At 53.0% G+C, this 10,011-nt stretch carries 9 protein-coding genes and 1 other annotated feature; of the genes, 4 read left to right on the top strand and 5 right to left on the bottom strand.

Going from position 1 to position 10,011, the window contains the following annotated elements; all coding sequences use genetic code 11:
- Nucleotides 1-235: 235 nt before the first annotated feature.
- The 3 genes from clpB to rluD form a co-directional block, all read right to left on the bottom strand.
- Nucleotides 236-2,821 (bottom strand): ATP-dependent chaperone ClpB, encoded by a 2,586-nt coding sequence (clpB, locus tag LQK91_RS17040; RefSeq protein ID WP_186806333.1) that lies wholly within the window; start codon nucleotides 2,819-2,821, stop codon nucleotides 236-238.
- 113 nt (nucleotides 2,822-2,934) lie between these two features.
- Entirely contained in the window at nucleotides 2,935-3,663 is a 729-nt protein-coding gene (gene yfiH / locus LQK91_RS17035) for a purine nucleoside phosphorylase YfiH (RefSeq protein ID WP_105099835.1), read from the bottom strand.
- A complete protein-coding gene (gene rluD / locus LQK91_RS17030) occupies nucleotides 3,663-4,640 on the bottom strand; it encodes a 23S rRNA pseudouridine(1911/1915/1917) synthase RluD (protein WP_003849028.1) in 978 nt (325 codons plus the stop codon). The genes yfiH and rluD overlap by 1 nt, the downstream gene beginning before the upstream one ends.
- Before the next feature lie 129 nt (nucleotides 4,641-4,769).
- Here rluD and bamD point away from each other — a divergent pair, with 129 nt between their 5' ends.
- The 4 genes from bamD to pheA all read left to right on the top strand — a co-directional run bounded on the left by bamD (nucleotide 4,770) and on the right by pheA (nucleotide 7,528).
- Entirely contained in the window at nucleotides 4,770-5,501 is a 732-nt protein-coding gene (bamD, locus tag LQK91_RS17025) for an outer membrane protein assembly factor BamD (RefSeq protein WP_003849029.1), read from the top strand.
- Between the two features lie 280 nt (nucleotides 5,502-5,781).
- Nucleotides 5,782-6,117 carry a ribosome-associated translation inhibitor RaiA gene (gene raiA, locus LQK91_RS17020; RefSeq protein WP_003849030.1) on the top strand — a complete coding sequence of 112 codons (336 nt, stop codon included), beginning with the start codon at nucleotides 5,782-5,784 and terminating at the stop codon, nucleotides 6,115-6,117.
- An 88-nt stretch (nucleotides 6,118-6,205) separates the two neighbouring features.
- Nucleotides 6,206-6,330 (top strand) — a sequence feature (Phe leader region).
- Nucleotides 6,207-6,254 (top strand): pheA operon leader peptide PheL, encoded by a 48-nt coding sequence (pheL, locus tag LQK91_RS17015; RefSeq protein ID WP_197066373.1) that lies wholly within the window; start codon nucleotides 6,207-6,209, stop codon nucleotides 6,252-6,254. Its footprint overlaps the feature before it by 48 nt.
- Before the next feature lie 22 nt (nucleotides 6,331-6,352).
- Nucleotides 6,353-7,528: a bifunctional chorismate mutase/prephenate dehydratase gene (gene pheA, locus LQK91_RS17010; protein ID WP_039660790.1), complete on the top strand. Its 1,176-nt coding sequence runs from the start codon at nucleotides 6,353-6,355 to the stop codon at nucleotides 7,526-7,528.
- Between the two features lie 32 nt (nucleotides 7,529-7,560).
- Here pheA and tyrA read toward each other — a convergent pair whose 3' ends face one another.
- Nucleotides 7,561-8,682: a bifunctional chorismate mutase/prephenate dehydrogenase gene (gene tyrA / locus LQK91_RS17005; protein ID WP_010248465.1), complete on the bottom strand. Its 1,122-nt coding sequence runs from the start codon at nucleotides 8,680-8,682 to the stop codon at nucleotides 7,561-7,563.
- A 5-nt stretch (nucleotides 8,683-8,687) separates the two neighbouring features.
- Nucleotides 8,688-9,767: a 3-deoxy-7-phosphoheptulonate synthase gene (locus LQK91_RS17000; protein ID WP_003849031.1), complete on the bottom strand. Its 1,080-nt coding sequence runs from the start codon at nucleotides 9,765-9,767 to the stop codon at nucleotides 8,688-8,690.
- Between the last annotated feature and the right edge of the window lie 244 nt (nucleotides 9,768-10,011).

Genomic DNA, 10,011 nt, shown 5'->3' with positions numbered 1-10,011 from the left:
TTCTCAGAAGTTTTTCTCCGGCGGCGCAGTCTCCTGTGCCTGCTGACCCGTTTTCCGTTTCCGGTTTGCCGTGTCAGTGGAGGCGCATTATAGGGAACGGCTGAGATAGCGCAAGTGCAAATTAAGACTTTTTTTCTGACCGTTCACTTTGCAGCCAAAAAGAACAGTAAGTAAGCAAAAACCCCTTTAAAGGGTAAAAAAAACGGGCCAGAGGCCCGTTTTTCGATTCGCACTATTACTGATGTGCCGTTATGACGTCGTTAACGACATCCATTTCGATGGTTTTACCCGGCACCAGCGAACCTGCAAGGATCTGCTGAGCCAGCGGGTTCTCGATCTGCTGCTGTATCGCACGTTTCAGCGGACGCGCACCATAGACCGGGTCATACCCATTTTCCGCCAGCAGTTTGATCGCATCATCGGAGATGTGCAGCTGATAGCCACGTTCATCCAGACGTTTGTACAACCGCTGCAGCTGAATCTGCGCAATGGAGGCAATGTGTTTCTCCGCCAGCGGATGGAACACCACTACCTCATCAATACGGTTGACGAATTCAGGACGGAAATGCTGTCCGACCACACCCATCACAATATCTTTCATTTCCGGATAGCTGAGATTACCGAACCGCTCCTGGATTAAATCTGACCCCAGGTTAGAGGTCATGATCACCACGCTGTTACGGAAATCGACCGTACGACCCTGTCCATCCGTCAGACGCCCATCATCCAGCACCTGCAGCAGAATGTTGAAGACATCAGGATGCGCCTTTTCAACTTCATCCAGCAGGATGACGGAATAAGGACGACGGCGCACCGCTTCGGTCAGATAACCGCCCTCTTCATAGCCGACGTAGCCCGGAGGTGCACCCACCAGCCGTGAGACCGAATGTTTTTCCATAAACTCGGACATGTCGATACGCACCATCGCATCGTCACTGTCGAACAGGAAATTAGCCAGCGACTTACACAGTTCGGTTTTACCTACCCCGGTTGGACCCAGGAACAGGAAAGAGCCGATAGGCCGGTTAGGATCAGAGAGACCTGCACGACTACGGCGTATGGCATTCGATACCGCTTCTACCGCTTCATCCTGTCCAATGACCCGGCCATGCAGATCCTGCTCCATGCGCAGCAACTTATCACGCTCACCTTCCATCATGCGTGCCACCGGAATACCGGTCCAGCGAGCCAGCACATCGGCAATCTCCACATCAGTTACGCGGTTGCGCAGTAACTTCATGGTTTTACCTTCAGCCTGAGTCGCTGCGGCTAACTGTTTTTCCAGTGCCGGAATTTTACCGTACTGCAGCTCTGACATCTGAGCGAGATCGCCCTGGCGACGGGCCTGCTCTAAATTCAGACGCGCCTGCTCCAGTTCAGCTTTGATGTTCTGCGTGCCGGAGAGTGAGGCTTTCTCTGTCTTCCATTCATCTTCCAGCTCAGCGTATTCACGCTCTTTCTGATTCAGCTCGGTTTCCAGCATCTCAAGACGCTTGATACTGGCATCGTCCGCCTCTTTCTTCAGCGCCTGCTGCTCCAGCTTCAACTGAATGATACGGCGCTCCAGGCGATCGAGTGACTCCGGCTTGGAGTCCATCTGCATACGAATACTGGATGCCGCCTCATCAATCAGGTCAATGGCTTTATCCGGCAGCTGGCGGTCAGCAATGTAACGATGAGACAGCGTTGCTGCCGCGACAATGGCCGGGTCAGTGATCTGCACATGATGATGCAGTTCGTAACGCTCTTTCAGGCCACGCAGAATCGCGATGGTGTCTTCCACACCTGGCTCAGCCACGAAGACTTTCTGGAAACGACGCTCCAGCGCGGCATCTTTCTCAATATACTGACGATACTCATCCAGTGTGGTGGCACCCACGCAGTGCAGTTCACCACGCGCCAGCGCAGGCTTAAGCATATTGCCCGCGTCCATCGCACCGTCCGCTTTACCCGCACCGACCATAGTGTGCAGTTCGTCGATAAACAGAATGACGTTGCCTTCCTGTTTCGACAGATCGCTCAGCACCCCTTTCAGACGTTCTTCGAACTCACCGCGATATTTCGCCCCGGCGACCAGTGCCCCCATATCCAGCGCCAGCACCCGACGACCTTTCAGGCCCTCAGGCACTTCACCGTTAATGATGCGCTGCGCCAGCCCTTCGACAATCGCGGTTTTACCCACGCCAGGTTCACCTATCAGCACCGGGTTATTTTTGGTACGGCGCTGCAGAACCTGAATGGTGCGGCGAATCTCTTCATCACGCCCAATAACCGGATCGAGTTTGCCCTTTTCTGCACGCTCGGTCAGATCGATAGTGTATTTCTTTAATGCCTGGCGCTGATCTTCAGCCCCTTGATCGTTCACGTTGTCTCCTCCCCGCATCTGTTCAATCGCACTGGTGATTTTTTCGCGCGTTGCGCCTGCTGCTTTAAGCAGATCGGCCAGTGAACCACGGGATTCCAGGGCAGCCAGAACAAATAATTCGGATGAAATAAAGTTGTCATTGCGCTTCTGCGCCAGCTTGTCGCACAGGTTTAATACCCGGACAAGGTCAGATGAGGGTTGTACATCCCCTTCGCTGCCTTCAACTTGTGGCAGGCGATCAATAGCCTGCTCGAGCTGAGCGCGAAAAGGTGTGACGTCGACACCCGCCGAAGTCAGTAAAGGTGAAACCGATCCGCCTTCCTGTTTGAGCAACGCGCTCATCAGGTGCAGAGGTTCAATGAATTGGTTGTCGTGTCCCAGAGCCAGGGACTGCGCGTCGGCGAGAGCCAGCTGAAATTTGTTAGTAAGACGATCCAGACGCATAATTCCTCCCATTACAGGTCAAAATGCTACTGGAGATTAAATGAGGTCATCCCTCAAAATTTCAAGGTTAATGACCTGAGATTTGAGTAAAAAATACGCTAACTGGACCGTCTTATGGCGTAAGGTTATAACAGCCAGATCAAAGTTGCCATACGCCCGGTGATCCCATCACGACGAAAGGAGAAGAAATCGTCGCGTTGCGTAAAGGTACAGCGGCTATCGGCGCTGATTGAATTGACGCCCGCTGCCTGCAGCCGCATACGCGCCAGCAGCCAGATGTCCGCGTAAAACCGGTCGCCTGATGGACGGAAAGCCTGCACAGCGCGGGGATCCTGCGCCATAAAAGCCTCACGCACTTCTGCGCCAACCTCAAACGCATCCGGTCCGATGGCCGGCCCCAGCCAGACATGAATCTGCTCAGGCGGAGAACGAAACTGCGCCAGCGTATTTTCCAGTACACCGGCACAGAGCCCGCGCCAGCCTGCATGTGCTGCCGCCACTTCCGTCCCATCCTGCGAACAGAACAGTACCGGCAGACAGTCAGCGGTCATGATGGCGCAGACGACGTCGGGCTGATCGGTAATGCAGGCATCAGCACGTAATGGCATGTTTCCGCCTGCAGTCAGACGCACGACCTCCGTGCCATGAACCTGCTCCAGCCACTGCGGCATAGCGGGCAAATCCGCCTTATCCACCAGCAACTGACGGTTACGCGCCACCGCATCCGGATTATCTCCCACGTGCCCGCCGAGATTCAGCGCATCCCAGGGCGACGTGCTTACGCCACCCTGTCGCTGCGTCGAGCAGGCCCGAACGCGTGACGAGGCGGGCCATTGCGGCGTAATCAGACTCATCACCAATTCATCTGGTCTTTAAATTCTTCAGTGTCTGCTTTTAACGCCGCGATTAAATCAACCATGTCCTGTGGAAGCGCAGCATGGAATTCCATCTCAATACCACTGATTGGATGATAGAGGCGCAACATCGTGGCGTGCAGTGCCTGACGATCGAAACCGCGCAGCGTAGTAATAAATGCCTCAGATGCCCCTTTTGGCGGACGCGGGCGGCCACCGTAAAGTGGATCGCCCACCAGCGGATGGCTGATGTGAGACATATGCACACGGATCTGGTGAGTACGACCCGTCTCCAGACGCAGACGCAGACGGGTATGAGCCCGGAAATGCTCCATGATGCGATAATGCGTCACCGCCGGTTTGCCCATTGGATGAACCGCCATATGGGTACGTTTGGTGGAGTGACGGCTGATAGGCTGCTCAACCGTGCCGCCCGCCGTCATATTGCCAATCGCGACCGCTTCATATTCACGGGTGATTTCGCGACGCTGCAGCGAGTCCACCAGATGCGTCTGAGCCGGAACGGTTTTCGCGACCACCATTAAACCGGTGGTGTCTTTATCCAGGCGGTGTACGATGCCGGCGCGTGGCACATCCATAATCGCAGGGTAGTGATGAAGTAAGGCGTTTAACACCGTGCCATCCGGATTACCGGCGCCAGGGTGAACCACAAAGTCACGTGGTTTGTTGATGACAATAATGTCTTCATCTTCATAAACGATGTCGAGTGGCAGATCCTGAGGTTCCCAGCGCTGTGCCTCTTCGATCTCAGCGTCAATCGCGACCAGCTCGCCGCCCAGCACTTTTTCTTTGGGGGTATCGACCATAACGCCGTTTACAGTAACGCGACGATCGAGGATCCACTCTTTTATGCGGGAACGTGAATAATCAGGGAACAATTCCGCCAAAGTCTGATCTAAACGTTGTCCGAGTTGTGACTCGGATACCGTTGCGGTGAGTTGAACTTGTTGTGCCATATACAGCTTCTTCGTTAACGTTGGGTTTTCACGGCGATGCCGTTTAATATAATGTGCTATCGTACCTGGTCATTACCGGGAGCTATACGGACAGCTTCCGCCATAACATTTGAGGATAATCACTTCGTCATGACGCGTATGAAACATCTGGTGGCTGCTGCCACACTGAGCCTGGCACTTGTTGGTTGTTCCGGCTCAAATGACGCGGTACCGGACAACCCGCCTTCTGAAATATATGCTACAGCGCAGCAAAAGCTGCAGGACGGTAACTTTAAAGCCGCGATTAAGCAACTGGAAGCGCTGGATAATCGTTATCCGTTCGGTCCTTATTCGCAGCAGGTGCAGCTGGATTTAATCTACGCGTACTATAAAAATGCCGATCTGCCCCTGGCGCAGGCTGCCATTGCTCGCTTTATGCGTCTGAACCCCACGCATCCGAACATTGACTATGTCATCTATATGAAAGGTCTGACGGACATGGCGCTGGATGACTCCGCGCTGCAGGGCTTCTTTGGTATTGATCGTTCTGACCGCGATCCGACGCACGCTCGTGATGCTTTCCGCGACTTCTCCCAGCTGCTGCGTAATTACCCGAACAGCCAGTATGCGGCTGATGCTCAGAAACGCCTGGTCTATCTGAAAGACCGTCTGGCTAAATATGAGCTGTCAGTGGCGCAATTCTATACTAAGCGTGAGGCTTATGTCGCGGTTGTTAACCGTGTAGAAGGTATGATGCGCGATTATCCGGATACGCAGGCGACACACGATGCCCTGCCGCTGATGGAAAATGCTTACCGTAATCTGCAGCTGAACGCTGAAGCTGACAAAGTGGCGAAAATCATTGCAGTCAACAAAAGCTGATAGCCCGACAGATTTCAGCCACAAAAAAAGCAGCCTGCGATGGCTGCTTTTTTTTGCCCGAAGAACAGTCAGATTTGGATCTGATTCCAGCGAGCTAACTCATCCAGCATGCCGTGTTAATCGTTTCGCTTCAAGCCATTTCAGCGAGTTTCTCTGCCTTTCTCACAGAATGTTGTAACTGACAAAAAGTGACATTTTTTCGTGATCAAAATCTCACATTTAACGTTTTTTCGCGCTATGCTGAGAAGACCAAGACGGAAATGACAGAGAGGTAAGAATAATGATTCTGAACATTACCAGTAAACAAATGGACATCACCCCGGCAATCCGAAGCCATGTTGAAGACCGTCTCGCCAAGCTCGAAAAATGGCAAACCGACCTGATTAATCCGCATATTGTCCTGTCCAAAGAGCCCAAAGAATTCGTGGCTGATGCCACTATTAACACACCGAACGGGACTCTGGTGGCCAGCGCCAAGCACGACGATATGTACACCGCCATCAACGATTTAATTGCGAAACTCGAACGTCAGCTGAATAAAGTTCAGCATAAGTCTGAAGCCCGCCGCGCCAGTGCCAGCGTAAAAGACATTATCCCCGCCGACGAAGAGTCCTGATTTCCTTAACGCGCCTCCGGGCGCGTTTTTTATTGACAGCTTTTAAGCAGTACGGTTACTCTCAGGTCACTCACATTTCGGACATTACGATGAAACCCACTCTGTTTTTCTTCGCTTTCTTTTTTACCTTCCCCTGAACGGGAGGCTATTCGTCGTGTGAAAATGAAAGCGAAGACGAACAACGAAGCCTCCCAACCGGGAGGCTTTTTTATTGGATAGCATACAGGTGAGCCCTATGAATCCCGACAATCCCTTGCTGGCGTTACGCGATAAGATCAGCGCAGTGGATAAAAAACTTCTGACGCTGCTGGCCGAGCGTCGTCTGCTGGCAGTGGAAGTCGCACATGCAAAACTTGCCACGCATCGCCCGATTCGGGATGTGGAACGCGAACGCGCGCTGCTGGAGAATCTGATTGTACTGGGTAAAGCGCATAAACTGGATGCGCACTACATCACCCGCCTGTTCCAGCTGGTTATTGAAGATTCAGTGCTGACTCAGCAAGCACTGCTGCAGAAAAACCTCAATCATCCCCATGCGCATGCCGCCCGTATCGCCTTCCTCGGCCCGAAAGGCTCTTACTCGCATCTTGCCGCTCGCAACTACGCGTCACGTCATTTCGATAGCATGGTGGAGTGTGGCTGCCTGAAGTTTCACGACATCATCAAGCAGGTCGAAAACGGCGTGGCTGATTACGCGGTGATGCCGATTGAGAACACCAGTTCGGGCTCGATCAATGATGTCTATGATCTGCTGCAACAGACCAGCCTCTCCATTGTGGGCGAGCTGACATTGCCTATCGACCACTGCGTGCTGGTGAATGGCCCTGCCGATCTGCAGCAGATTGAGACGGTTTACAGCCATCCTCAGCCCTTCCAGCAATGTAGCCAGTTTATTAACCGTTTCCCGCACTGGAAAATCGAATATACCGAGAGTACCGCAGCCGCAATGGAGAAAGTGGCTGCGCTCAATTCACCTAAGGTGGCAGCATTAGGCAGTGAAGCCGGTGGTGAGCTCTATCAGTTGCAGGTGCTGGAACGTAATCTGGCAAACCAGCAGCAGAACCATACCCGCTTTATCGTGCTCGCCCGAAAAGCCATTGAGGTTTCAGATCAGGTGCCAGCGAAAACGACACTGATTATGGCAACCGGCCAGCAGGCGGGTGCGCTGGTTGATGCACTATTGGTGCTGCGTCAGCACAACCTGATTATGAGCAAGCTGGAGTCACGCCCGATTAATGGCAATCCGTGGGAAGAGATGTTTTACATTGATGTGCAGGGTAACCTGCAATCAGAGCGGATGCAGCAGGCTCTGCAGGAGTTACAGACCATGACCCGCTCTCTGAAGGTGCTGGGCTGCTATCCCAGCGAGAATGTGATACCCGCTGAACCCGGCGATGAAACCGTTGAATAGCAAAAAGGCATCCGCAGGGATGCCTTTTTCGTTTATGGCCGACTGTCATTGGCCGAGCGTAACAGACTCCGGCTTTCCACCAGGAAGCGTTTCGCGTGATCGCCAAACCACTGCTCGACCCGGTTAAAGCTGGCAATGAATGCCTGTTTATCGCCCTGCTCCAGCAGCGCAATCGCTTCACCAAAGCGCTGGTAATAACGTTTGATCAGCGCCAGATTACTCTCTGACGACATGATGATATCCGCGTAAAGCTGCGGATCCTGAGCAAACAACCGCCCTACCATTGCCAGCTCCAGTCGATAGATAGGCGATGAGAGTGCCAGCAGCTGATCAAGATTCACGTTTTCTTCAGCTAAATGCAGACCATAGGCAAAGGTGGCAAAGTGACGCAGTGCCTGAATAAACGCCATGTTCTGGTCATGCTCTACAGCGCTGATACGATGCAGACGCGCACCCCAGACCTGAATCTGCTCCAGGAACCACTGATACGCTTCCGGCTGTCGGCCATCACACCAGACCACCACCTGTTTTGCCAGGCTGCCGCTGTCCGGGCCAAACATCGGGTGCAGACCCAGCACCGGACCATTATGAGCGGCCAGCATCGCCTGCAGAGGCCGGTTTTTCACAGAAGCCAGGTCCACCAGAATACAATCTTCCGGCAGTGGCGGCAGCTGTGCAATAACCTGCTCGGTCAGGTGAATCGGCACACTGATGATGACCATACCGGCATCGCTGAGCAGCGTTTCAGCCTGAGGCCAGTCTTCTTTATCCAGCGTTTTAACTGTGTAGCCTGACAGGCCGAGCATTTTTTCAAACAACCGGCCCATCTGGCCTTTGCCGCCGACAATCACCACCGGGCGCAGTTCAGGACAGAGGGTTTTAAAGCCTTTGTCATTTTCGCTGGTATAGGACTCGCGCATCACACGACGCAGCACATCTTCAATCAGATCCGGGGGGACGCCGAGCGCCTCTGCCTCTTTGCGACGCGAAGCCAGCATTGACGCTTCACGCTCAGGGACATAGATAGGCAGACCGTAACGGCTCTTCACCTCCCCCACCTCAGCCACCAGCTCCAGCCGTTTAGCCAGCAGATCCAGCAGCGCCTTATCAACACTGTCAATTTGATCGCGTAACGCGGTCAGTTCAGCCACCATTGCTCTTACACCTCTTGTGACAGACGCGCCGACAGCACTCCCTGCAGATCCTGATGCATCTCACGCAGCAACGTTTCGGTCACTTCCCAGTTGATGCACGCATCGGTTACGGAAACGCCATACTTCATTTCGCTGCGCGGCTGCTCAGAAGACTGGTTACCTTCATTGATATGGCTTTCCAGCATCAAACCAATGATTGAACGGTTTCCGTCTTTGATCTGCGCAATAGCGGATTCCGCTACGCCAGGCTGACGGCTGTAGTCTTTATTCGAATTGCCATGGCTGCAATCTATCATTAAGGCTGGACGCAGTCCCGCCTTCAGCATCTCTTTTTCACACTGCGCGACATCTTCGGGACCGTAGTTCGGCGCTTTGCCACCACGAAGAATTACGTGACCATCCGGATTGCCCTGAGTCTGCAGCAGGCAGACCTGACCGGCCTGATTAATCCCGACAAAACGGTGCGGCATTGCAGCAGCACGCATCGCGTTGATTGCTGTGCCCAGACTGCCATCGGTGCCATTTTTAAAGCCAACTGGCATCGACAGGCCCGAGGCCATCTCACGGTGCGTCTGAGATTCTGTCGTCCGTGCGCCAATCGCCGACCAGCTGAACAGGTCGCCCAGGTATTGCGGGCTATTCGGATCCAGCGCTTCTGTGGCCAGCGGCAAGCCCATTTCAACCAGGTTCACCAGCAGCTGGCGCGCAATATGCAGACCCGCTTCCATATCAAACGAGTTATCCATGTAAGGATCATTGATCAGCCCTTTCCAGCCAACGGTAGTTCGGGGTTTTTCAAAATAGACGCGCATCACAATATAGAGCTGATCTTTCAGCTGTTCAGAAAGCGTTTGCAGACGACGAGCATAGTCCAGTGCCACTTCGGTATCGTGAATCGAGCAGGGTCCGCACACCACCAGCAGACGCGGATCGCGGCCGGCAATAATGTCAGAGATAGTCTGGCGGGACGCCGCGACCTGATCCTGCTGTTCAGTTGTCAGTGGAAACTTCGCTTTCAGTTCTTCAGGCGTGATCAATACCTGTTCACCGGCGATATGCACATTGTTCAGCGCGTCTTTTTGCATGATGGCGATCCTTTGGCTCGATATAGCGGATAAGGGCTCCTCATTGAGGATTGCAAATACTGTATCACAGACAATACATAGCGCAAGATTACATGTACACATTTATTACCACAGGTCTGAATAAACCAACCTAATGACAAATAAAATCATATATATCATTTATTTAAATCTAATAAATGAATTAATGACAGTCGCCTTGATGTAAAATAAAGTTTACAAATGCTCTTATTGCGTTTCTGTCTGT

It is taken from the genome of Pantoea sp. MHSD4, assembly GCF_021043305.1.
GTDB classification, from domain to species: Bacteria; Pseudomonadota; Gammaproteobacteria; order Enterobacterales; family Enterobacteriaceae; genus Pantoea; species Pantoea eucalypti.
This window is presented reverse-complemented; position numbering and strand designations above follow the sequence as displayed.